Raw genomic sequence first — 23,031 nt, forward strand, 5'->3', positions numbered from 1 at the left:
CTCCGGCGGGGGACTACTCGATGACGAGGTCGACCGGGATGTTGCCGCGGGTGGCGTTGGAGTAGGGGCAGACCTGGTGGGCCTGCTCGACCAGCTTGCGGCCGGTCTCCTCGTCCAGGCCCTCGGGCAGCTCGACCCGGAGGGTGACGGCGAGCGCGAAGCCCTCGCCCTGCTTGCCGATGCCGACCTCGGCGGTCACGGCGGCGTCGCTGACGTCGACCTTCGCGGCCCGGCCGACCAGGCCGAGGGCGCTGCCGAAGCAGGCGGCGTAACCGGCGGCGAACAGCTGCTCGGGGTTGGTGCCCTGGCCGTTGCCGCCCATCTCGACGGGGATGCCGAGCTCGAGGTCGATCTTGCCGTCGGAGCTGACGGTGCGGCCGTCGCGGCCGTGGGTGGCGGTGGCGGCGGCGGTGTAGAGCGCGTCCATGGGAGACCGTCCGTTTCGAAGGAGACTGCGTGGCCTGACGTCCATAAGTAGAGCACGCAATTCAATTGCGCACAACTAAGTGACGCGCAAATCCTGTCCGCTACCCTGGGAAGCATGAGCACGCCGCCCGCAACCGACTGGCTCCGCCTGGACCAGCAGATCTGCTTCTCCCTGAACGCCGCGTCGCGCGCCTTCGGCGGTGTCTACCGTGTGGTCCTCAAGGACCTCGGGCTCACCTACCCCCAGTACCTGGTGATGCTGGTCCTCTGGGAGCACGGCGAGCTGCCGGTGAAGCGGCTCGGCGAACACCTCCGCCTCGACTCCGGCACCCTGTCGCCCCTGCTCAAGCGGCTGGAGGCGGCCGGCCTGGTCCGGCGTGAGCGCAGCGCGCGCGACGAGCGGTCGGTGGAGGTGCGGCTGACCGGTGAGGGCACGGCGCTGCGCGAGCGGGCCGTCGAGGTGCCGCGCCGGATCGCCGCGGCGACCGGCCTGGACCTCGCCGAGATCCAGGACCTGGGCGCCCGCCTCGACCGGCTCACGGCGGCGCTGGACGCGTACGACACCGATCCGGCCCCGGCACCGTCCTGACGGGTGGGGACGCCCGGCGGACACCGGGATGACGGATCATGGGCACCAAGAACCACCAAACGTAAGGGGACGGCCGCAATGACCTGGCTGATCACCGGCGGCGCCGGATACATCGGGGCGCACGTCGTAAGGGCGATGACCGAGGCGGGCGAGAAGGCCGTGGTCTACGACGACCTGTCCACCGGCATCGCCGACCGCGTGCCCGACGGCGTCCCCCTGGTGGTGGGCTCGGTCCTGGACGGCGAGCGGGTGGCCCGCGCCCTGGCCGACCACTCCGTCACCGGCGTCGTGCACCTGGCCGCCAAGAAGCAGGTCGGCGAGTCGGTGGACCTGCCGCTGCACTACTACCAGCAGAACGTCGAGGGCCTGCGTGTCCTCCTGGACGCGGTCACCAAGGCGGAGGTCCCGTCCTTCGTCTTCTCCTCCTCCGCCGCCGTGTACGGCATGCCCGACGTCGACCTGGTGACCGAGGAGACGCCGTGCGTGCCCATGTCGCCGTACGGCGAGACCAAGCTGGCCGGCGAGTGGCTGGTCCGGGCCACCGGAAAGGCGGCGGGCCTCGCCACGGCCTCCCTCCGCTACTTCAACGTCGCGGGCGCGGCGAGCCCGGAGCTGGCCGACACCGGCGTCTTCAACCTCGTCCCGATGGTCTTCGAGAAGCTGACCGAGTCCGCGGCCCCCCGCATCTTCGGCGACGACTACGCGACGCCGGACGGCACCTGCGTGCGCGACTACATCCACGTCGTCGACCTGGCCGAGGCCCACGTGGCCGCGGCCCGCGCGCTCCAGTCCTCCCCCGGCCGCACCCTCACCCTCAACATCGGCCGCGGCGAGGGCGTCTCCGTCCGCGAGATGATCGACCGCATCAACGCCCTCACCGGCTACGACCAGCCCCCGACGGTCACCCCCCGCCGCCCCGGCGACCCGGCCCGCGTCGTGGCCTCGGCCGACCGCGCCGCCGTCGAACTGGGCTGGAAGGCCAAGTACGACGTCGAGGACATGATCACGTCGGCGTGGGCGGGCTGGGTACGGCTCCACCCGGAGGCGGCCCGGGACTGAACCCCGGACGCGCCCTCCGGCCCGGGAGGCCCGGAGGGCGCCGCCGCCGGGCCACCCGGCACCAGATCACCGGGTCACCGGGTCACCGGGTCACCGGGACGAGGCGACCTGCTCGCGCACCCACGCGGGGTCCGGGTTGGTGTGTGCCCGCCCCGCCAGGAGCAGCGTGGGCACGGTCTCGTTCCCGTCGTTGACCTCCCGCACCAGCTCCGCCCCGGCCTCGTCCCGCCAGATGTCGACCCAGTACAACCGCCGCGCCTTCCGCCCCAGCCGGATGCGCAGCCGCATGCAGTAGGTACACCCCGGCCGCCAGAACACGACCGGCCGCCCGTCCACGGCACTGCGCCGCCGCGCCTCCACAGCCCCGACCGACCTGGGGAACACCAGCGGCGAGATCAGCACCGCCAGCAGCACGAACACCAGCAGCAGCACGACCCCGGTGCTCCCCCGCGCGAACGGCCCGGCCGCGGCCCCCGCTCCGGCGATCAACAACAACACGGGGCCCGTCCACGCCCGCCTCATCGGGTCTGCCCGGAGGTCCCCCGGCTTTCGGCCTCCCGAGCCGCCTGCTCCAGCCGCCCCCGGTACTCCTCCCACCACGCCTTACCACCCGGCGGCACGGCGGCGTTGTCCTCGCGCATCCCCACAGCACCGTCCGTCAGCTCTCGAATGATGTCGGCGTGCCCCGCGTGCCGCTGAGTGTCCGCGATCACGCGGGTCACCGCATGATGCAGCGTCACCTCGTCCCTGCCCTCCGCCCACCAGCGCACCCTGCCGACCGTGTCCAGCGCCAGCGCGTCGATCGTCGCGTCCGCGTGGACCCACGCCCGTCGGTACAACTCCACAACGAACGCGCGCGACTCGTCCGCGGTGGCCCACATGTCCGCATTGGTCTCGGCCCCGTCCGTGACCCAGGGCAGCGGTTCTCCCGACGGCCGCCCGAAGACGTCCCCGAGGTAGCCCAGCTCCACGCTGGCGGCGTGCTTCACCAGGCCCAGCAGGTTGGTCCCCGTCGGCGTCGCCGGGCGACGGATGTCGTACTCCGAGAGCCCCTCAAGCTTCCAGAGCAGGGCGTCGCGGGCGGACTGAAGGTAGTAGTGAAGATCGGTCTTGGGATCTGTCGGAGTCATGAGGCCAGTTTCCAGCTGCCGTTCGGGAACCGTCGATCACTTGGGCGATGTCCTCCAAGTGATCGATTCCTCGGAGGAGCTGACCCAGTGCGGATCTACCTCAGTGTGGACATGGAAGGCATAACGGGGCTCGTCGACGCCGACGATGTCCAGCCTGGTGGCCGGGACTACGAACGCGGTCGTCAGATGATGGCAGAGGACGTGAACGCCACGGTTCGAGGAGCGCTCGCCGCCGGTGCCGCCCACATCACGGTGAACGACGCGCACGGTCCGATGCGCAACCTCCTGCCGGAGGCACTGCACCCGGCCGCCCGCCTCATCCGCGGCAAACCCAAGAACATGGGCATGCTCGACGGTCTGACGGGCGAGTACGACGCGATGATCTGCGTCGGTTACCACTCCAGGGCCGGCGCGCTCGGCGTGCTGAGCCACAGTTTCATGGGGCACGAGATCGAGGACATGTGGCTCGACGGCCGACCGGTGGGGGAGATCGGCCTGGCCCACGCAACCGCGGCCTCTCTCGGTGTCCCCGTGGCGGTCCTCACCGGCGACGACCGCGCCTGCGAGGAGATGACGGAGTGGGACCCCTCGGTCACCACCGTGGCCGTGAAGTACGCCCACGACCGTTTCGCCGCCGAGCTCCGTCCTGCGGACGAGGCGCATAAAGCGATCGAGGAGGCCGTTGCCACCGGCCTGGCCGGATCGAGGGGCGTGGCGGCGAAGCCTGGCCCAGCCGTCCTCACGGTCCGATGGCAGTCGGCCTCGGTGGCCTCGGCGCTTCAGGGAATCCCCGGTGTCACCGCCGAGGACTCCCGGACCATTCAGGCACAGGGCGCTCTGCCCGGCCTCTACCGTCAGTTCGGAGTCTGGATGCGTGTAGCGGCTTCCATGACGAACCAGCAACCATATTGCTGACCACGGTGAACAGCCCCGACAAGCCTTCCCCCGAGGTGGTGGCTGCGTGGCCCGCCCAACACACGGAACGTTGCACCACGTCGAGATCTGGGTGCCCGACCTCGACCGTGCGATCGCCTCGCTCGGCCGGCTGCTGACGACGTTGAGCCATCGCGTCTCCCCGAGCTGGACCACGAGCGCAGCTGACGTCCCTGCGACCTGATCCACACTCATCAGGCCGACGTTCGGATGCCCTGCTCGCGGACGAGTGGCCGTTGGTGTTCGCGACAGGTCGCTCACGCGGATCACGGCGAAGGAGCGGCGCGTCACGGGGCCAGGAGACCGGCCGCAGCCTTGGCCCCGTAGGTTTCGCCTTAGAGCGGCCACACGAACGCCGTAGGTTCCGTCACGTCCGTCGAGTCCATTGAGTCCATCGGCCTCATGGGGGCATCGTGGCAGGACCCACTGACAATCCGCTCCGGGCGGCTCAGAGCGCCTTCAGGCCCGCCGCCGTCGCCCGGGCCAGCGAGCCCAGGTAGCCCTTCGGCGGTTTCGGGCCGCGGACGACCACCGAGCGCCAGTACAGCGGGCCGGAGATCAGGTCCAGGGCCAGGTCGGTGTCGACGGCCGGGCCCAGCTCGCCGCGTTCGGCCGCCGCCGCGAGGATCCTGCTGGCGACGCCGTCCTGGCCCTCGCGCAGGGTCTTCTGGAGGGCCTCGGCGATGTCGGGGTTGCGGGCCGCCTCCGCCTGGAGGTCGGGGATGATCTGCGAGGCCACCGGGTGGCGCAGGGCACGGGACGTCACCTCGTACAGGAGCCGCAGGTCGCCCTCCAGGGAGCCGGTGTCCGGCGCGGGCAGGCCCTGGACGGCGAGGGCGGAGACGATGTCGAGCACCAGGTGCAGCTTGGAGCGCCAGCGCCGGTAGACGGCGGTCTTGCCGACGCCCGCACGGCGCGCGATGCCCTCGATGGACATGCGGGCGTAACCGACCGCCGCCAGCTCCTCGAAGACCGCCGCCCGGATGGCCTCCGTCACGTCCTCGCGCAGCACCGCCGCCCCGGCGGGGGCCCGGCGGCGCGGGCGCGGCGTCGGCTCGTCGGCGGCGGCGTTGGTCGTCATGCGCGTCAAGCATAGGGCGTCACGACGAAACGGTTGCGTTCCGGCGTCGCCACGCCCTACGCTCACGTCACGACGATACGGTGCCGTCCCGACGTAAGTGAACACACACGGTCACCCAGGTGAACGCCGGGCGCCACCCTCTCGCCCCCTCCCCCCGAGCGAAAGCACCGGATGTGAGCCAGGTCCTCGACCCACCGCCCCCGACCACCGAGGCGGCCCCCACCCCCGCACCGGACCACGACCTCGCGGCGCTCGCCGCCCGGCACGGGCTGTCGGTCAGCGGCGCCCGCCCCTCCCTGCCCGAGTACGTCCGCCAGCTGTGGGCACGCCGGCACTTCATCGGCGCCTTCTCCACCGCCAAGCTCACCGCCCAGTACAGCCAGGCCAAGCTGGGTCAGGTCTGGCAGGTGATGACGCCCCTGCTCAACGCGGCGGTGTACTACTTCATCTTCGGCATGCTGATGAACACCAGCCGCGGCGTGGAGGACTTCGTCCCGTTCCTGGTGACCGGCGTGTTCGTGTGGACGTTCACGCAGAGCTCGATCATGGCGGGCACCCGGGCGATCTCCGGCAACCTCGGCCTCGTACGCGCCCTGCACTTCCCGCGGGCGGCGCTGCCGGTGTCGTTCTGCCTCCAGCAGCTCCAGCAGCTGATGTTCTCGATGGGCGCCCTCGTCGTGATCCTGCTCGCCTTCGGCGTGCCGCCCGGCCCCTCCTGGGTGCTCGCGATCCCGGCGCTGGTACTCCAGTTCGTGTTCAACACGGGCGTGGCGATGGTCATGGCCCGGGTCGGCGCGAAGATTCCCGACATGGCCCAGCTGATGCCGTTCCTGCTGCGCACCTGGATGTACGCCTCGGGCGTCATGTTCAGCATCCACCACATGACCGGCCCGGACAGCGGACTGCCGTCCTGGATCGGCCCGCTGCTCCAGGTCAACCCCGCCGTCGTCTACATCGACCTGATGCGCTTCGCGCTGATCGACAGCTTCGGCGGCGGCATGCTGCCCGACCACGTCTGGGCGCTGGCCCTGGGCTGGGCGCTGGTCGCCGGGATCGGCGGCTTCATCTACTTCTGGAAGGCCGAGGAGACGTACGGTCGTGGCTGACACCCCCGCTGACAACACCCCCGCCGAGCGCGTACCCACCGTCGTCGCCGACGGCGTCGACATCGTCTACCGGGTCAACGGCACCGGAGCCGGCCGCGGCTCCGCGACCGCCGCCCTCAACCGCATCCTGCGCCGCGGGAAGGCCGAGAAGGCGGCCGGCGTGCGCCGGGTGCACGCCGTGAAGAACGTGTCCTTCGCCGCGTACCGCGGCGAGGCCATCGGCCTCATAGGCACCAACGGTTCGGGCAAGTCGACGCTGCTCAAGGCGGTCGCCGGCCTGCTTCCGGTGGAGAACGGTCGCATCTACACCGACGGCCAGCCCTCCCTGCTCGGCGTCAACGCCGCCCTGATGAACGACCTCACCGGCGAGCGCAACGTGTACCTCGGCGGCCTGGCGATGGGCATGTCCCGCGCGCAGATCAAGGAGCGGTACCAGGAGATCGTCGACTTCTCCGGGATCAACGAGAAGGGCGACTTCATCACCCTGCCGATGCGCACGTACTCCTCCGGCATGGCGGCCCGGCTGCGGTTCTCCATCGCCGCCGCCAAGGACCACGACGTGCTCCTCGTCGACGAGGCGCTGGCCACCGGCGACCGTTCCTTCCAGCGGCGCTCCGAGGAACGCATCCGGGAGCTGCGCGAGCACGCCGGCACGGTGTTCCTGGTCAGCCACAGCAACAAGTCCATCCGCGACACCTGCGACCGGGTGCTGTGGCTGGAGCGCGGCGAGCTGCGGATGGACGGGCCCACGGAGGAGGTCCTGAAGGAGTACGAGAAGTTCACCGGCGGCCCGGCGGCGAAGCCCAAGGCGGCGCCCAAGCCCGCCGCATCCAAGCCCGCACCCCCACCCGCGCCGAAGGCCACGGCGGTCGCCTGAGCGCTGCGTCCCCCGGAAGGCGTAGTCCCCACCCTTCCGATTAATCCTTTTGCCCGATTGATGTCACTATGACCGAATAGAAAACGACCCACAGGAGTGCTCCGGGAGCGACGAAGCGAAGGCCGAGGCGAAGGAGTCCCCGCGATGCCCGAGACGGTCCCCGATCCGTTCCCCGAGACGGCCCCCGACCTCAGCGTCGTCGTCCACGGCCGCAACGTGCAGGACCACCTGCCCGCCCTCCTCGACTCCCTGGACGCCCACCCCCTCACCGGCGTCGAGGTGATCGTCGCCGCCGTCGGGGACTGGGCGCGGGAGACGGCCGAGCGGCACGCCCCCGCCTTCACCGTGCTGCCGCTCCCGGACACGGCGGGGGACGCCGCGGCCCGCTCGGCCGGGGCGGCACGGGCGCGGGGCCGGTGGCTGCACTTCGTGCACGCCAAGGACGGACTGCCGGCCGGCGCCCCGCCCGCCCTGGCCCGGCACGCTGCGGGCCTCCCCGACCGCGTGGACGTCCTGCTGTGCGACCACGTCCGCAGCTCCTGGCGGGCCTCCGGTCTGCCCTCCCCCGACGGGCCCCGCCTGGCCCGGGCGGGCCGCGCCGAGGACGGCCTCTCCCTGGACGACCGCGCCGCGCTGCTCCGCCTGACCCCGCTGCTCGGCACCCGCGCCGTGCGCGCCGGCTTCTGGCGGCGGCACGAACGGCTCCTGACCACCGAGGACGAGCCGTTCGCCGCGTACGCCGCCCTGCTGCTCGCCGACCGCGTCGCCTGCCTGCCGCACCCGGCGTACGAGGACCGCCGGCTGCGGCCCGAGAGCCTCCCGCCCCTCACGCCGGCCGAACGGTACGCGCTGGTCGACCGCTACGAGGCGCTCCTCGGTCTCACCGCCGGCCGGCCCGCCGTCCACGGCGTCCTGTACGACCTGATGATCCGCGACTGCCTGCACACCTTCGCCCGCGCCGGGATGCCCGACGACGTGGCGCGGGAGTTCTTCCACCGGGCGTCCGTGACCGCCCGGCGCCACCGCCCCGACGGCCACCGGCACCCCGCCGGCCTGGAGGGCATGCGCCGGTCGCTGCTCGAGGAGGGCGCCTACGGCAAGTACCGCGCCCTCCGGAGCGCCAGCCACGCCCGCCGCGCGGTGCGCTCCGCCGCGCGCACCGGCAGGCGCCGTGCGAGCACCCGGCTGCGCACCCTCCAGTACCGCGCCGCCCTGGCCCGGCCGGTCGACCCGCACCTCGCGGTGTTCTCGGCGTACTGGAACCGCGGGGTGGCCTGCAACCCGGCCGCCGTCGCCGCCAGGCTCGCGGAACTCGCCCCGAGCATCCACCCCGTGTGGGTGGTCACGGCGCAGGGCGCGGCGCTGCTGCCGCCCGGCACGGACCACGTCGTGCCCGGCACCCGCCGCTACTGGGAGGTGCTGGCCCGCGCCAAGTACCTCGTCAACAACGTCAACTTCCCCGACGCGGTGGTCAAACGCCCCGGCACCGTCCACGTCCAGACCCACCACGGCACCCCGCTCAAACGCATGGGCGTGGACCAGCTGCCCTACCCCGCCGCCGCCCACGGCCTGGACTTCCAGGCGCTGCTCGAGCGGGTCGACAAGTGGGACTACAGCGTCTCCGCCAACAGCCACACCACCCGCATGTGGCAGCGGGCCTACCCGTCCCACCACATCTCCCTGGACCACGGCTATCCCCGCAACGACGTCTACTACACCGCCGGCGCCGCCGAGGTCCGCGCCGCCCGCGCACGCCTCGGCATCGCGCCCGGCCGCCGCGCGGTCCTCTACGCGCCCACCCACCGCGACTACGAGGCCGGCTGGACCCCGCGCCTGGACCTCGCCTCCCTCGCCGAGTCGCTCGGCGGGGAAACGATTCTGCTGGTGCGCGCCCACTACTTCTACGACGGCGCCGCCTCCCCCCTGGGGGACCTGCGCCGCACCGGCCGCGTCGTCGACGTCTCCTCCTACGAACCCGTCGAGGAGCTGTGCCTGGCCGCCGACGCGCTGGTCACCGACTACTCGTCGATCATGTTCGACTACGCCAACCTGAACCGCCCGATCGTCATCCACGCCGACGACTGGGAGACCTACCGCACCACCCGCGGCGTCTACTTCGACCTGACGGCCGAAGCCCCCGGCCCGGTCGCCCGCACCCAGGCGGAACTGACGGAGATCCTCACCACCGACGCCTGGCACGACGAGCGCGCGACGAAGGCACGGGCCGCCTTCCGGCGCCGGTTCTGCGAGTACGACGACGGCCACGCCGCCGAACGCGTCGTACGCCGCGTCTTCCTCGGCGAGGACGAGCGGACGCTGCCCCCGGTCCTGCCCATCGAGGACCGCACCCCGGCCCCGAGCCCCGAGGAGGCCACCGCGTCATGAGGACAGCCACCACGAGCCCGGCCACGGGCACGCTCCCGCCCCTTTCGTCGAGTACTCCGGACGTCACCGTCACGGTCATCGTGTACAACGACGCCGAACGCCTCCCCCGCGCCGTCGCGTCCGTGCTCCGCCAGACCCACGCCAACATCGAGATCGTCATCAGCGACGACCACTCGACCGACGCGACGGAGGAGGTGGCCCGCGAACTGGCCGCCCACGACCCGCGGATCGTGTACCTCCGGCTGCCGGAGAACAGCGGCGGGTGCAGCGCCCCGCGCAACCGCGCCCTGGAGATCGCCCGGGCGCCCTACCTGATGTTCCTGGACAGCGACGACGAACTTCCCGAACGCGCCGTCGAGACCCTGCTCGCCGCCCACCGCGAACGCGACCTGGACTTCGCCATGGGCGCCGTGCACCGCGTCCGCGTGGACGGCGGACGCCGCACGACCTGGATGCCGCACCTGGTCGCCGAGCGCCGCACCCTCGACGGCATCGAGGCCGACCCGCGCCTGTTCTTCGAGCACCTCTCCACCAGCAAGATGTACGCCCGCGCCTTCCTCGACCGGCACGGCCTGCGCTTCCCCGAGGGCATCCACTACGAGGACCAGCTCTTCTCGGCGCAGGCATACTGCCTGGCCAAGACGTTCACCGTCGTCCCGGAGCCGGTGTACCGCTGGTACATAGCCCCGTACGCCACCTCCGACACCGCCTCCATCTCCAACCAGCGGCACAAGCTCAGCAACGTCCGCGACCGCGTCCACGTGCAGCGCCTCATCGACGCCTTCCTGGCCGAGAGCGGGCACGAGGGGCTGCGCGAGGACAAGGACTTCAAGTTCCTCAAGCACGACTTCCGGATGTACGCCGGTGACCTCCCCTACCGGGACGACGCCTGGCTGACCTCCTTCGCGGACCTGATGAACCCCTACCTCGACACGCTGTCCGAGGGTGCCTACGCCCGGCTGCCCCGCTCCGAACGGGTCGTCCTGCGGCTGCTGCGCGACCGGCGCCTGTCCGACGTGCGCACGGCGGCCCGTGGCCTCGGCCACGACGTGGCACCCCGCCGGGTGACGCCGGACGAGGAGAACGGCCGCGTGTACTGGGGCGAGCGCGTCCCGGAGTCGCCCCAGGCCCGCCGCGAGCTGGACCTGACGGACCTGGAGCTGGACGCCCGTCCCTTCTTCACCGCCCTGCTGCGGCACGAGATCACGCGGATCACGCGCGGCCCCGGTGCGTCCGTCGACCTGACCGTCCGCACCTACGACCCGGCCCGGCGCCTCCCCGTCGGGCCCCAGCGCGCCGTACTCCACCTCTCCCCCGGCCGCCGGCGCCTCACGGTCGCCTTCCGTCTCTCGCCCGTCCGCCCCGGGCTCTTCGAGGGCCGCGTCCGCCTGGACCTGGCGGCGGCCCGTCTCCCGGTCCACGGCTTCGAGGGCACCCGTCATCCCGTGCTCCGCCTCCGCCACCGGGGCCGCACCCACACGGGCATCCTGCTGGCGCCCCTGGCCTTCCCGCCCCTCACCGCCCGCGTCCCCTACCGCGCCGGTCTCACCCCGCACCGCGTCACCCTCCGCCCGGAGGGCCACAACCCGGGACGCCTTCAGATCACCTGGCAGCCGGTGGGTGCCACCGCCGCGGTACTACGCCCTGCCGCACGCCGCCTGTCGACACCCCGCACGCGCAGAGCAGCCCGCTTGGCAGCGAACATCCTGCACTGAGGCAACCGCGGGCAGTCGTGCCACACCCCGCCGCCGCTGCAGGCGGTCGTTCCGCCCCCGCCGCCGCTGCAGGCGGTCGTTCCGCCCCCGCCGCCGCTGCGGGCAGTCGTTCCGCCTCCGCCGCCGCTGCGGGCAGTCGTGCCGCTGGGGCGGCACGGGAGGGCGCAGCGGCACCCCGCCGACGCCGGGCTGCGCACCCACCCCTACGCTCACTCCCACCCCGGCCACGACGCAAAGGCGCCCCGGACCGAACCCGGCCCGGGGCGCCTCACACGGCAACGGCGTAAACACCGTATGGCGGCCTACGAATGCGTACGCAACAACGTCCGCATCGTCCGCATGGCCACCGACAGGTTGGACAGATCGAACTCGTCCGACGACCGGATCTCCTCCAGCGTCGTCCGCGCCCGCCCGAGAATCGCCGCGTTCTTCTCCTCCCACGCCTTGAACCGCTGCTCCGGCGTCGACGACCCGTTGCCCACCGCCAGAACATCCGCGGTCAGCGACGCGTGCGCCGCGTACAGGTCCTCGCGGATCGCCGCACGGGCCATCGACTGCCACCGGTCGTTCCGCGGCAGATCACTGATCCGGTCCATCAGCTGCGTGACACCGAGCCGGTCGGCGAGGTCGTAGTACACCTCGGCGACGTCCAGCGGCTCCTTGCCCATGCGGTCGGCCACCGACACGATGTCCAGCGTCGCGAAGGCCGAGGAGAACCCGGCCACCCGCGTGGCGGGCTCGTCCGGCACCCCGACCGCGGTCAGCTCGTCGTAGATGTGCTGGTACCACTCCGCGTCCGCGCCGCGCAGCAGCTTCGGCAGCTGCGACCACACCTGCTCGACCCGCTCGGCGAAGAAGTCCACCGTCTCGGCCAGCTCCAGCGGCTGCGGCCGGTTGTTGAGCAGCCAGCGCGTGCCGCGCTCGACCAGGCGGCGCGAGTGCAGCCGGATCCGGGTCTGGACGGCGGCGTCGACCTTGGTGTCCAGGGCCTCCACCGCGTCCCACACCGGGGAGGAGCGGAAGATCGCCCGCGCCACGGTCTGGGCCCGCACGATCTCCTCGAGCGACGCGCCGGTCTCCTCGCGCATCCGGTGCAGATACGTCGTACCGCCCGTGTTGACCGTGTCGTTGACCAGGACGGTCGTCGTGATCTCACGGCGCAGCGGGTGGCCGTCGACCTGCTCGGCGAACTGCTCGCGCAGTGCCGTCGGGAAGTACGCGTGCAGCAGGCCCTTGAGGTACGGGTCGTCCGGCAGCGAGGTGTGCAGCAGCTCCTCGGCGACCGTGATCTTCGTGTACGCCAGCAGCACGGCCGTCTCCGGACCGGTCAGCCCGTGTCCGCTGCCCAGCCGCTCCCGGATCTGGCGGTCGGTGGGCAGGAACTCCAGGGCCCGGTTGAGGTGGCCCTCCCTGACCAGGTGCCGCATGAAGCGCTGCTGGGCGTGGAGCATGTCCCTGGACTGCGCGAGCGCGTTGGCGATCGCCGTGTTCTGCGCGTAGTTGTTGCGCAGGACCAGCGCGCCGACCTCGTCGGTCATCTGGGCGAGCAGCTTGTTGCGCTGCTTGACGGTCATGTCGCCGTCCTTGACGAGACCGTTGAGCAGGATCTTGATGTTCACCTCGTGGTCGGAGGTGTCCACGCCCGCGCTGTTGTCGATGGCGTCGGTGTTGATCCGGCCGCCCTGCAACGCGAACTCGATCCGGCCCAGCTGGGTCAGGCCGAGGTTGCCGCCCTCGCCGACGACCTGGACCCGCAGGTCCTTGCCGTCGACGCGGATGGCGTCGTTGCCCTTGTCGCCGACGTCCGCGTTGGACTCCGTGGACGCCTTGACGTACGTGCCGATGCCGCCGTTCCACAGCAGGTCCACCGGGGAGCTGAGGATCGCCTTCATCAGCTCGGCCGGGGTCATCTTGGTGATGCCCGGCTCGATACCGAGGGCCTCGCGGACGTGTGCGTTGACCGGGATGGACTTGGCCGAGCGCGGGAAGATGCCGCCGCCCGCCGAGATCAGCCCGGTGTCGTAGTCCTCCCAGGAGGAGCGGGGCAGCTCGAACAGCCGGCGGCGCTCGGCGTACGAGGTGGCGGCGTCCGGCGTCGGGTCGATGAAGATGTGCCGGTGGTCGAAGGCGGCGACCAGGCGGATGTGCTCGCTGAGCAGCATGCCGTTGCCGAACACGTCGCCGGACATGTCGCCGATGCCGACGACGGTGAAGTCCTGGGTCTGGGTGTCCACGCCCAGCTCCCGGAAGTGCCGCTTGACGGACTCCCAGGCGCCGCGGGCGGTGATGCCCATGCCCTTGTGGTCGTAGCCCGCGCTGCCGCCGGAGGCGAAGGCGTCGCCGAGCCAGAAGTTGTAGGACTCGGCGACCTCGTTGGCGATGTCGGAGAACTTCGCGGTGCCCTTGTCGGCGGCGACGACGAGGTAGGTGTCGTCCTCGTCGTGCCGGACGACGTCCTCGGGGTGCACGACCTCGCCGGCCACCATGTTGTCGGTGATGTCGAGCAGCGCCGAGATGAACGTCCGGTAGCTGGCGATGCCCTCCGCCATCCACGCGTCGCGGTCGACGCCCGGGTCGGGCAGCTGCTTGGCGACGAAGCCGCCCTTGGCGCCGACCGGCACGATGACGGTGTTCTTCACCATCTGCGCCTTGACCAGGCCGAGGATCTCGGTGCGGAAGTCCTCCCGGCGGTCCGACCAGCGCAGACCACCGCGCGCGACCTTGCCGAAGCGCAGGTGCACGCCCTCCACGCGCGGCGAGTACACCCAGATCTCGAACGCCGGGCGCGGCGCCGGGAGGTCGGGGATGGCCTGCGGGTCGAACTTCATGGAGACGTAGTCGTGCGGCACGCCGCCGCTCGCCTCCTGGAAGAAGTTCGTGCGCAGCGTCGCCTTGATGACGGTGAGGAAGGACCGCAGGATCCGGTCCTCGTCGAGGCTCGCCACCTGGTCGAGGGCGGCGTCGACCTCTTCGAGCAGGGCGTCGACGAGCTCCCGTCCGGCCCGCTGCCGCTCCGGCGCCATCCGCGCCTCGAACAGGTTGATGAGCAGGCGCGTGGTGTGGACGTTGTTGCGGAGGGTGTCCTCCATGTAGTCCTGGCTGAACGTCGAGCCGGCCTGCCGCAGGTACTTGGCGTACGCGCGCAGCACCATGGCCTCGCGCCAGGTCAGGCCGGCGCTGAGCACCAGGGCGTTGAAGCCGTCGTTCTCCGCCTTGCCGGTCCAGGTGGCGGCGAAGGCGTCCTGGACGCGCTCGCGGGCGTCGTCGCCGAGGTAGTCGGCACCGCCGGCCGGCGCCTTGGGCATGCGCAGGCCGAAGTCGTAGATCCAGGCCGTGGTGCGGTCCGCGCAGCGCAGCTCGTAGGGCCGCTCGTCGGTGACCTCGACGCCGAGCCGGCTGAGCACCGGCAGCACGGCCGACAGGGAGACCGAGCCGCCCTTCTGGTAGATCTTGAAACGCCGCTCCTCGGGCGCGGCGCCGACCGGCTCGTACAGGCTCAGCTCGAAGGTCTTGTCGTCGTCGAGCCGCTCCAGGTGGCCCAGGTCGGCGACGGCGGAGCGGGGGCCGTGGTCCGCCTTGTAGCCCTCGGGGAAGGCGGAGCCGTAGTGGCGCAGCAGTTCCGCGGCGCGCTCCTCGCCGACCTCGGCGGTCAGGGCCTCGCCGAACCCGTCGGCCCAGGAGCGGGCGGCCTCGACGAGACGGGCCTCGACGCGCTCCTTGTCGGCGTCGGACAGGTGCGGCAGCTCGGTGCCCTGCGGGACGCGGACCACGAAGTGCAGCCGGGACAGGATCGACTCGGTGTTCCAGGCGGTGAAGTCGACGCTGGTGCCGCCGAGCTCCTCCTTGAGGATGTCGATGATCCGCAGCCGGACACCGGTGGTGTAGCGGTCGCGGGGGAGGTAGACGAGGGCCGAGTAGTAGCGGCCGTACTCGTCCTGGCGGAGGTAGAGCCGCAGACGGCGCCGCTCCTGAAGGTAGAGCACCGAGGTGACGATCGGTTCCAGCTCCTCGACGGAGGTCTGGAACATCTCGTCGCGCGGGTACGTCTCGAGGATCTGCAGCAGGTCGCGCCCGTCGTGGCTGTTGGGCGAGAACCCGGCGCGCTCCAGCACCTCCTCCACCTTGCGCCGCACGACCGGCACCCGGCGGACGGACTCGGTGTAGGCGGCGGAGGAGAACAGACCGAGGAAGCGCCGCTCGCCGACGACGTTGCCGTTCTCGTCGAACTTCTTGACGCCGACGTAGTCGAGGTACGACGGCCGGTGCACGGTGGCCCGGCTGTTGGCCTTGGTCAGCACCAGCAGCCGGTGCTCGCGGGCCTTGGCGCGCGCGTCGGCGGGGAGCCGCTCGAAGGAGGGGCTGACCGGGTGGCTCTCGTCGGCCGCGTGGTGCGGGTCGGAGCGCAGGATGCCGAGGCCGGTACCGGCGACGGCGGCGAGGGAGTCGTCCTCGCGCAGCTGGTACTCGCGGTAGCCGAGGAAGGTGAAGTGGTCGTCGGCCAGCCAGTGCAGCAGCTCGCGGGCCTCCTCCAGCTCGCGCGCGGGGAGGTCTTCCGGGGTGGCCTCGTCCGACAGCTGGTCGGCGATGCGGACGGCCGCGTCGCGCATCTTGCCCCAGTCCTCGACGGTCTCGCGGACGTCGTTGAGGACCCGCAGCAGGTCGGCGGTGATCTGCTTGAGGTCGCCGCGGTCGGTCTCGCGGTCGATCTCGACGTGGATCCAGGACTCGACGTGCGCGTCGTGCGGCAGGTCGGCGGCGGGCGGACCGGCGAGCACCTCGACGAGCTTCCCGGCGATGTCGCGCCGCACCACGATCTGCGGGTGGACGACGACGTGGATGCCGCGGCCCTGGCGGGTCAGCTCGTTGGTGACGGAGTCGACGAGGAAGGGCATGTCGTCGGTGACCACCTCGACGACGGAGTGGCTGCACGTCCAGCCGTTCTCCTCGACCGTCGGGGTGTGCACCCGGACGTTCGCCGTGCCCTGCGGGCGGTTCTCCGCCAGCCGGTAGTGCGAGACGGCGGCTCCGAAGACGTCGACCGGGTCGCGGTCGGCCAGGTCCTCCGGGGCGGTGTGCCGGTAGTAGCGCTGGAGGAACGCGAACACGGACGCGTAGTCCGGGGCGCCGTCCGGGGCGTCCGGCGTGCCCGGGGTACCCGGAGTGCCCTCGCCCGTCGTCCCGGTCGGTAGTTGCCCCCCGACCGGGCTGTTCTCAGCTACCCGCGCAGCCCTTTCGAGCAGCTCGGCCTTGGCTTCGTCCAGCTTGGTCTGCATTGTCCTCTGACTCCTGTCGCGCGCCGTTGCGTGACGTAGAAGGAAGTACGGTCTCCTGCCTTCCGGCATGACGTCGGGACACGGGGTGTCCGGTCCACTTCGACGCTATGCCGCAAGACGAGAGGAGCGGGGGCATATCAGCCAATGTCGCCGCTGTCGCCGGGTGTGACTTCGCTCTCGCCGTCACCGTCCGGGGAGTGTGCGGCGGCCTACCGGGGGCCTCGGCCACCCCGTCCCGCCCGCGAGGATCAGCGACCGCCGCCCGGTCACGGATGTCGTCCGTGCGTGCCGGGCGCAGGGCAGGGGCACCAGTGCCCCCGCGAGCTATCGCGCTGATCACGCCACCAGGCTATCGCCCCGCACGGGCTCCCCGTCATGAGCCGCTTGTGTACAAAACCGGGCCCGCGACTTGGACGTTCCGCACAGCTACGGCCGGGTAACCGCACCGCCGGCGGCACGGGACGGCACGGTCATCCCGCCAGCCGCTCCGCCACCACCACGGCCTCCCCCAGCGTGTCCACCACCGGCACCCCGACCCCCTCGAGGCTGGCCCGGCTGTGCGATCCGCCCGTGTACAGCACCGCCCCCGCCCCCACGTGGCGCGCCGCCACCGCGTCGTCGGCGGCGTCCCCGATCACCACCGTGCGAGCGGGCTCCACTCCGGAGAGCGCCAGCTGCGCGAGGTGCCGGACCATGTGCTCGGCCTTGCTGCCCCCGGACGGCCCGGTCCTCCCGTCGACGCGTATGAACTGCGCCTCGATGCCGAGGCCCCTGACCAGCGGCACCAGCTCGTCGTGGCCGTACATGCTGAGGATCGACTGGCTGCGCCCCGCCGACCGCCATCCCGCGAGCAGCTCCGCGACACCGTCGGCGAGCCGGCACCGGTCCCGGTGGGCGCCGTAGTGGCGCTGGAAGGTCGCGTCCATGACCGTCCACTCGGCGTCGGTGGGCAGCCGCCCCAGCAGCCGCTCGTAGAACTTCGGCACCGGCACGCAGTACAGCGCCCGGTACTGCTCCAGTGTGATCGGCGCCATCCCCAGCTCGGCGAACGCCGCGTTCGTCGCTCCGATGATCGCGTCGTTGTCGTGGAACAGCGTGCCGTTCCAGTCCCACACGATGTGTGCGCCCGTCTGCATCCCCATGCCCGAAAACGTACCCGCCGCCACTGACAATCGGGACACCGCGATGCAACGTGCCTGGTCACACCAGGTTCGGAAGCTCCTGCGTCGCGTACCAGAGCAGCTCGTGGTCGTCCGCGCCGTCCACGACGAACCGGGCGTCGTCGTCCCCGCCGTCCGCCGCCGCGAGGGCCTCGGCCGCGGCACTCACGTCCGCCTCCGCGTCGGCGGAGTCGACGTGCACGGCGGCCGCCTTGGCCAGCGGCAGCGGGCCGGCGACCAGGACCTCGCCCAGCGCCGCCGGGTCGGTCCCCCGGTCCGGACCGGGCTCGGCGGCGGCGTCGGGTACGTCGGCGGCGACCACGACCCGCCGCCGCGCCGCGCCGGCGTCGGCCGCGAGCAGCCGCAGCGAGGCCAGCGCGGCCCGGTTCAGGGCGGCGTACTCCAGCTCCTCCATGTCGTCCGACCGGTACCACTCGCGCAGCGCCGGCGTAACGGCGTAGGCGACGAGCGGCCCGGCCCCCAGCTCCCCGGCCCGGTGCGCCTCGGCGAGGCCGGACAGGGTCAGGGGGACGTAGACGCGCATGAGTCTGCCGCTTTCGTGGTCGGGGACGCCGCCGGGCGCTCGGTGGACCCGGCGGGAGGCCTTCAGGATACGTGCGGGTGTCCCCTTTCGGGTCCCCACCCAAGGCACCGGAGGCGTCCACTCCGGGCCCGGAATTCACCCGGTCCACCCCGGCGCCCGGGGCTCCCCACCTCCTGCCATCACTCGGATAGGTGAACTTCCCCGCCCCCTCGGCACGGACGTCGGCCTGCTTGCCGTGCCGCCCCTCCAGCCCGTACAAGATCCCCGACCGCGAAAGTTACCGCCCGGTATTTCCCGGGCCGCAGAACGGGGACCCCCATGCGCAAGGTCATGACCAGAACCCAACGCCGCCCCGCCGCCACAGCCCCTCTCACCCCACCCCCGCCACCGCCTCACGACCCGGGAGGCAGGCCGCCTTACGGTCCGGGAGGCACGCCGCCTTACGGCCCCGGAGGCACGCCGTCCTACGGCCCCGAGGCCACGCCGTCCGGTGTGCCCGGCGGTGCCTCGGCCCGTGTGCCCGGTGGTGCCCCCTCCCGCCGGTCCGGCGGGCTCCACCCCGCCGAGGGCGGTCCCATGTCCACGCCCGGCTACTCACCCCTGGGTGCCGTTCCCGGCCACGCCCCATCCGGAGGCCCCGGCGACATGCCGCCCCGCTCGCCCGGCGGCGCCTCCGCCCGCCTGCCCGGTGCTGCCCCGGCCGCCCGGCCCGGTGAGACCCCGCCCCGTGCGTCCGGCGGTGCGCCGCCCCGTAGGCCGGGGGCGCCCGGGGCGCGTGCCGTGGCGGGCGGTGGGCGTCCGCCGGGGGCTCCCGGCCGCTCCCAGCGGTCACGTACGCGGCCGGCGGACACCCGTCCGCCTACGGCCGGGCCGGGCCGGGGCCCACGGCCGGGTCCGGTCGCAGAACCGGGCATCCCCGCCAGGGACTCGGTGCCGGGCCCGACCACGCCCCCCGCCCCCGTGACCGCCCCCGTACCCACCCCCGGCAGGGGTACGGGCGTCGCTCCCGCCCGCACCGCGAACCCCGCCCCGGCCCTTGCCGCAGTCCCCGTCGCGGGGCGGGCCGCACCGGGGGGCCACCGCCGGGTCGCCCGGCCCGCCACGGCGCCCGTGGTCCCCGCTCAGACGCCGCGCCGGCCGGTCCCGCAGCTCCGCCCCACCGATCACTTCGCCGAGCTTCTCCTCGGCGTCCTGAGCGGCCGGCGCCCCGTGCACTCGATGCTCCGCCACACCGTCGGCCGCGCCTACGACGACCTTGCCCACCTCGCCGAACGCGGCCCGCTGCGCACCCGTGGCGCGTGTCCCGTCGTCCGCGACATCGGCTATTTCGAGCCCCGGCCGGGCGCTCTCGAGGTCTTCGCCCGCATCGGCGCGGGCGGCCGGCTGCGCGCCTTGGCCTTCCGGCTGGAGCAGGGCCGGGATCTGCGCTGGCGCTGCACGGCGGTGGAAGTGGGCGGCCCGCGCAGGCCTCGCTCGGACGACGACTGACACGACCCTGGCACGCCTGGCACACCTGACACATCTGGCACAGCTGGCCCGGCCGGCCCCGCGGCCTCCGCCGGGCAGACCGAAGGGCCGGTCACCCCCGGGTGACCGGCCCTTCTCACCGACGCGGCGCCCGCAGGCACCGCACCGTCACTTCTTGCGGCGGCGTCCGCCCTTGGCCTGCTTGCGGCGCTCCGCGCGCGTGAGCCCGTCGGACTGGTCCTGCGCGGCCTCGCCGTCGGTGAACTCGCCCTCGACGACACCGCCCTCGCCGTCCACCGTCGGCGCGGAGAAGTGCAGGTCCCGGCGCTGCGGCGCGTCGAGCCCCTTGGCCCGGATCTCCGGACGGGCGCCCGCCTGGGCCGGGACCGCGTCCTGCGCGCCCTTGTCGAGCGACGGCGTCGCGTCCTCGACCGGAACCTCCTCGACCTGCTGCTCGACCTGGACCTCCAGGTTGAACAGGTAGCCGACGGACTCCTCCTTGATGCCGTCCATCATGGCCTGGAACATGTCGAAGCCCTCGCGCTGGTACTCGACCAGCGGGTCCTTCTGCGCCATGGCGCGCAGGCCGATGCCCTCCTGGAGGTAGTCCATCTCGTAGAGGTGCTCACGCCACTTGCGGTCCAGGACCGAGAGGACGACCCGGCGCTCCAGCTCACGCATGATCTCGGAGCCGAGCTGCTTCTCCCGCGCCTCGTACTGCTCCTGGACGTCGTCCTTGATGGACTCCGCGATGTAGTCGGCGGTCAGTCCGGCCCGGTCGCCCGCCGCCTCCTCCAGCTCCTCGACGGTGACCTTCACCGGGTAGAGCTGCTTGAAGGCGCCCCACAGCCGGTCGAGGTCCCAGTCCTCGGGGAAGCCCTCGGCGGTCTCGGCCTGCACGTAGGCGTCGATCGTGTCGTTCGTGAAGTGCTGGATCTGCTCCTGGAGATCCTCGCCCTCCAGGACGCGGCGACGCTCGCCGTAGATGACCTCGCGCTGGCGGTTGAGGACCTCGTCGTACTTCAGGACGTTCTTGCGGGTCTCGAAGTTCTGCGTCTCGACCTGCGACTGGGCGGACGCGATCGCGCGCGTGACCATCTTGTTCTCGATCGGCACGTCGTCCGGCACGTTCGCCATGGACATCACGCGCTCGACCATCTGGGCCTTGAACAGCCGCATCAGGTCGTCGCCCAGGGAAAGGTAGAAGCGGGACTCACCGGGGTCGCCCTGACGGCCGGAACGACCGCGGAGCTGGTTGTCGATACGGCGCGACTCGTGCCGCTCGGTGCCCAGGACGTAGAGGCCGCCCAGGTCCTTGACCTCTTCGAACTCGGCCTTGACCGCCTGCTCGGCACGCTCCAGCGCGGCGGGCAGGGCCGCGGCCCACTCCTCGATGTGCTCCTCGGGGTCGAGGCCGCGCTGGCGCAGCTCGGCCTCGGCGAGGTCCTCCGGGTTGCCGCCGAGCTTGATGTCCGTACCACGGCCGGCCATGTTCGTGGCCACCGTCACGGAGCCCTTGCGGCCCGCCTGGGCGACGATCGTCGCCTCCCGGTCGTGCTGCTTGGCGTTGAGCACCTCGTGCTGGACGCCTCGCTTGCTGAGCTGCTGCGAGAGGTACTCGGACTTCTCGACCGAGGTGGTGCCGACGAGGATCGGCTGGCCCTTGCGGTGCTTCTCCTCGATGTCGTCGACGACGGCCTCGAACTTGGCGACCTCGGTGCGGTAGATCAGGTCCGACTGGTCCTTGCGCACCATCGGCCGGTTGGTCGGGATGGGCACCACGCCGAGCTTGTAGATCTGGTGGAACTCGGCGGCCTCGGTCATCGCCGTACCGGTCATGCCGGACAGGCCGGGCTGTTCCTTGCCGTTGTGGTCGTGGCGCTTGTAGAGGCGGAAGAAGTTCTGGAGGGTGATCGTGGCGAGCGTCTGGTTCTCGTCCTTGATGTCCACCCCTTCCTTCGCCTCGATCGCCTGGTGCATGCCCTCGTTGTAGCGGCGACCGGCGAGGATACGGCCGGTGTGCTCGTCGACGATCATGACTTCGCCGTCGAGGACGACGTAGTCCTTGTCCTTCTTGAAGAGTTCCTTGGCCTTGATGGCGTTGTTCAGGTAGCCGACCAGCGGGGTGTTCACCGACTCGTAGAGGTTGTCGATGCCCAGCCAGTCCTCGACCTTGGACACACCCGGCTCGTGGATGGCGACGGTGCGCTTCTTCTCGTCGACCTCGTAGTCGCCGGTCTCCTCGATGCCCTTGAGGGTGTTGCCGGCCTCGCCCTTCTTCAGGCGGGTGACCAGCTTGGCGAAGTCGCCGTACCACTTGGTGGCCTGGTCGGCCGGACCGGAGATGATCAGCGGCGTACGGGCCTCGTCGACGAGGATGGAGTCGACCTCGTCGACGATGGCGAAGTTGTGGCCGCGCTGGACGAGTTCGTCCTTGGACCACGCCATGTTGTCGCGCAGGTAGTCGAAGCCGAACTCGTTGTTCGTGCCGTAGGTGATGTCACAGCCGTACATCTCGCGGCGCTGGGCCGGCGTCTGGTTGGCCAGGATGCAGCCGACGTTCAGACCGAGGAACTTGTGGACGCGGCCCATCAGCTCGGAGTCGCGCTCGGCCAGGTAGTCGTTGACCGTGACGATGTGCACGCCCTCGCCGGACAGGGCGTTGAGATAGGCGGGCAGCGTGCCGACGAGGGTCTTGCCCTCACCGGTCTTCATCTCGGCCACGTAGCCCATGTGCAGGGCGGCGCCGCCCATGATCTGCACGTCGTAGTGGCGCTGGCCCAGGACGCGCTTGGCGGCCTCGCGGACGGTGGCGAAGGCTTCGGGCAGCAGGTCGTCAAGGCTCTCACCGTCGGCGTAGCGCTGCTTGTACTCGTCGGTGAGGGCACGCAGCTCGGCGTCGGAGAGGTCAGTGAAGTCCTCTTCGATGGAGTTGACCTGGTCCGCGATGCGGTGCAGCTTGCGCAGGATCTTGCCTTCGCCTGCACGCATGAGCTTCGAGAGGACGGACACGGGGGTTGGTCTCCTTGCCGGTCGGGCCTGGGACGGTCGGTTTCCTGTGACGGATCGGGCAACGGCCATCGTATGCGAGGACCCCGCCGCACCGGGAGGCTGCCGTAACGGGGACCGTCCAATCCTTACGTCCAGCATCCCTGTCCGCTGTCACCCCTTTCAACGTCCGGGCCCCGCGGATGGTGCCGCACCCTTCCGGCGAATCGGCACAAGAGGTGACGGGAGTTTCACGGACGGCAAAAATATTGGCACCCCCGCCCGGCACCCCGCAGAA

The 23,031-nt window shown here is 71.6% G+C and carries 17 protein-coding genes; 9 read left to right on the top strand and 8 right to left on the bottom strand.

What is annotated here, in order from left to right; all coding sequences use genetic code 11:
* Window positions 1-13 precede the first annotated feature (13 nt).
* Window positions 14-427 (bottom strand): organic hydroperoxide resistance protein, encoded by a 414-nt coding sequence (locus Sco07f_RS38560; RefSeq protein WP_007450210.1) that lies wholly within the window; start codon window positions 425-427, stop codon window positions 14-16.
* Window positions 428-541: 114 nt separating this feature from the next.
* Between Sco07f_RS38560 and Sco07f_RS38565 the strand changes: the two genes are divergently transcribed.
* On the top strand, window positions 542-1,015 hold the full coding sequence (locus tag Sco07f_RS38565) for a MarR family winged helix-turn-helix transcriptional regulator (protein ID WP_108990682.1): 474 nt from the start codon (window positions 542-544) through the stop codon (window positions 1,013-1,015).
* Window positions 1,016-1,093: 78 nt separating this feature from the next.
* Entirely contained in the window at window positions 1,094-2,074 is a 981-nt protein-coding gene (gene galE / locus Sco07f_RS38570) for a UDP-glucose 4-epimerase GalE (RefSeq protein WP_007450219.1), read from the top strand.
* A 90-nt stretch (window positions 2,075-2,164) separates the two neighbouring features.
* On the opposite strand, the gene Sco07f_RS38575 is transcribed toward galE, so the two are convergent.
* Together Sco07f_RS38575 and Sco07f_RS38580 are read right to left on the bottom strand one after the other, a co-directional pair.
* A complete protein-coding gene (locus tag Sco07f_RS38575; RefSeq protein ID WP_108990683.1) occupies window positions 2,165-2,596 on the bottom strand; it encodes a glutaredoxin domain-containing protein in 432 nt (143 codons plus the stop codon).
* The gene (locus Sco07f_RS38580; protein ID WP_108990684.1) at window positions 2,593-3,204 is read right to left on the bottom strand and encodes a DinB family protein; all 612 of its coding nucleotides are present in this window, start codon (window positions 3,202-3,204) and stop codon (window positions 2,593-2,595) included. Before Sco07f_RS38580 ends, Sco07f_RS38575 begins: the two co-directional genes overlap by 4 nt.
* An 87-nt stretch (window positions 3,205-3,291) precedes the next feature.
* Between Sco07f_RS38580 and Sco07f_RS38585 the strand changes: the two genes are divergently transcribed.
* Together Sco07f_RS38585 and Sco07f_RS41000 are read left to right on the top strand one after the other, a co-directional pair.
* Window positions 3,292-4,119, top strand: coding sequence for a M55 family metallopeptidase (locus tag Sco07f_RS38585; RefSeq protein WP_108990685.1), 828 nt, complete (start codon window positions 3,292-3,294; stop codon window positions 4,117-4,119).
* Window positions 4,120-4,165: 46 nt separating this feature from the next.
* Complete coding sequence (locus tag Sco07f_RS41000) at window positions 4,166-4,321, top strand: VOC family protein (RefSeq protein WP_244942257.1); 156 nt, start codon at window positions 4,166-4,168, stop codon at window positions 4,319-4,321.
* Window positions 4,322-4,585: 264 nt separating this feature from the next.
* Here Sco07f_RS41000 and Sco07f_RS38595 read toward each other — a convergent pair whose 3' ends face one another.
* Window positions 4,586-5,218: a TetR/AcrR family transcriptional regulator gene (locus Sco07f_RS38595; RefSeq protein WP_007450213.1), complete on the bottom strand. Its 633-nt coding sequence runs from the start codon at window positions 5,216-5,218 to the stop codon at window positions 4,586-4,588.
* Window positions 5,219-5,391: 173 nt separating this feature from the next.
* Between Sco07f_RS38595 and Sco07f_RS38600 the strand changes: the two genes are divergently transcribed.
* From Sco07f_RS38600 to Sco07f_RS38615, 4 genes are all read left to right on the top strand, one after another.
* Window positions 5,392-6,324, top strand: coding sequence for an ABC transporter permease (locus Sco07f_RS38600; protein ID WP_054100743.1), 933 nt, complete (start codon window positions 5,392-5,394; stop codon window positions 6,322-6,324).
* Complete coding sequence (locus tag Sco07f_RS38605) at window positions 6,317-7,201, top strand: ABC transporter ATP-binding protein (RefSeq protein WP_054100742.1); 885 nt, start codon at window positions 6,317-6,319, stop codon at window positions 7,199-7,201. The genes Sco07f_RS38600 and Sco07f_RS38605 overlap by 8 nt, the downstream gene beginning before the upstream one ends.
* A 144-nt stretch (window positions 7,202-7,345) precedes the next feature.
* Window positions 7,346-9,586 carry a CDP-glycerol glycerophosphotransferase family protein gene (locus tag Sco07f_RS38610; RefSeq protein WP_108990686.1) on the top strand — a complete coding sequence of 747 codons (2,241 nt, stop codon included), beginning with the start codon at window positions 7,346-7,348 and terminating at the stop codon, window positions 9,584-9,586.
* Window positions 9,583-11,301: a glycosyltransferase family 2 protein gene (locus Sco07f_RS38615; protein ID WP_108990687.1), complete on the top strand. Its 1,719-nt coding sequence runs from the start codon at window positions 9,583-9,585 to the stop codon at window positions 11,299-11,301. Before Sco07f_RS38610 ends, Sco07f_RS38615 begins: the two co-directional genes overlap by 4 nt.
* A gap of 302 nt (window positions 11,302-11,603) precedes the next feature.
* Here the strand turns inward: Sco07f_RS38615 and Sco07f_RS38625 are convergent, their stop codons facing one another.
* The 3 genes from Sco07f_RS38625 to Sco07f_RS38635 form a co-directional block, all read right to left on the bottom strand.
* Entirely contained in the window at window positions 11,604-16,574 is a 4,971-nt protein-coding gene (locus tag Sco07f_RS38625) for an NAD-glutamate dehydrogenase (RefSeq protein WP_108990689.1), read from the bottom strand.
* Window positions 16,575-17,044: 470 nt separating this feature from the next.
* Window positions 17,045-17,716: an HAD family hydrolase gene (locus Sco07f_RS38630; protein ID WP_007450259.1), complete on the bottom strand. Its 672-nt coding sequence runs from the start codon at window positions 17,714-17,716 to the stop codon at window positions 17,045-17,047.
* 58 nt (window positions 17,717-17,774) lie between these two features.
* Window positions 17,775-18,278, bottom strand: a complete 504-nt coding sequence (locus Sco07f_RS38635) for a DUF6912 family protein (protein WP_054100738.1) — start codon at window positions 18,276-18,278, stop codon at window positions 17,775-17,777.
* A 960-nt stretch (window positions 18,279-19,238) separates the two neighbouring features.
* Between Sco07f_RS38635 and Sco07f_RS41305 the strand changes: the two genes are divergently transcribed.
* Window positions 19,239-19,766, top strand: a complete 528-nt coding sequence (locus Sco07f_RS41305) for an Rv3235 family protein (RefSeq protein ID WP_369695817.1) — start codon at window positions 19,239-19,241, stop codon at window positions 19,764-19,766.
* A gap of 147 nt (window positions 19,767-19,913) precedes the next feature.
* On the opposite strand, the gene secA is transcribed toward Sco07f_RS41305, so the two are convergent.
* Complete coding sequence (gene secA, locus Sco07f_RS38650) at window positions 19,914-22,757, bottom strand: preprotein translocase subunit SecA (protein ID WP_007450225.1); 2,844 nt, start codon at window positions 22,755-22,757, stop codon at window positions 19,914-19,916.
* Window positions 22,758-23,031: the final 274 nt, after the last annotated feature.

Origin of the sequence: Streptomyces coelicoflavus, from assembly GCF_003112555.1 — a bacterium.
GTDB classification, from domain to species: Bacteria; Actinomycetota; Actinomycetes; order Streptomycetales; family Streptomycetaceae; genus Streptomyces; species Streptomyces coelicoflavus.

What these genes read in the sequence shown, in the direction of transcription:
- Sco07f_RS38635 (WP_054100738.1), bottom strand. Translation starts at nt 18,278, where the DNA reads ATGCGCGTCTACGTCCCCCTGACCCTGTCCGGCCTCGCCGAGGCGCAC.
- Sco07f_RS38615 (WP_108990687.1), top strand. Translation starts at nt 9,583, where the DNA reads ATGAGGACAGCCACCACGAGCCCGGCCACGGGCACGCTCCCGCCCCTT.
- Sco07f_RS38565 (WP_108990682.1), top strand. Translation starts at nt 542, where the DNA reads ATGAGCACGCCGCCCGCAACCGACTGGCTCCGCCTGGACCAGCAGATC.
- Sco07f_RS38625 (WP_108990689.1), bottom strand. Translation starts at nt 16,574, where the DNA reads ATGCAGACCAAGCTGGACGAAGCCAAGGCCGAGCTGCTCGAAAGGGCT.
- Sco07f_RS38610 (WP_108990686.1), top strand. Translation starts at nt 7,346, where the DNA reads ATGCCCGAGACGGTCCCCGATCCGTTCCCCGAGACGGCCCCCGACCTC.
- Sco07f_RS38560 (WP_007450210.1), bottom strand. Translation starts at nt 427, where the DNA reads ATGGACGCGCTCTACACCGCCGCCGCCACCGCCACCCACGGCCGCGAC.
- Sco07f_RS38595 (WP_007450213.1), bottom strand. Translation starts at nt 5,218, where the DNA reads ATGACGACCAACGCCGCCGCCGACGAGCCGACGCCGCGCCCGCGCCGC.
- galE (WP_007450219.1), top strand. Translation starts at nt 1,094, where the DNA reads ATGACCTGGCTGATCACCGGCGGCGCCGGATACATCGGGGCGCACGTC.
- Sco07f_RS38580 (WP_108990684.1), bottom strand. Translation starts at nt 3,204, where the DNA reads ATGACTCCGACAGATCCCAAGACCGATCTTCACTACTACCTTCAGTCC.
- Sco07f_RS38575 (WP_108990683.1), bottom strand. Translation starts at nt 2,596, where the DNA reads ATGAGGCGGGCGTGGACGGGCCCCGTGTTGTTGTTGATCGCCGGAGCG.
- Sco07f_RS38630 (WP_007450259.1), bottom strand. Translation starts at nt 17,716, where the DNA reads ATGGGGATGCAGACGGGCGCACACATCGTGTGGGACTGGAACGGCACG.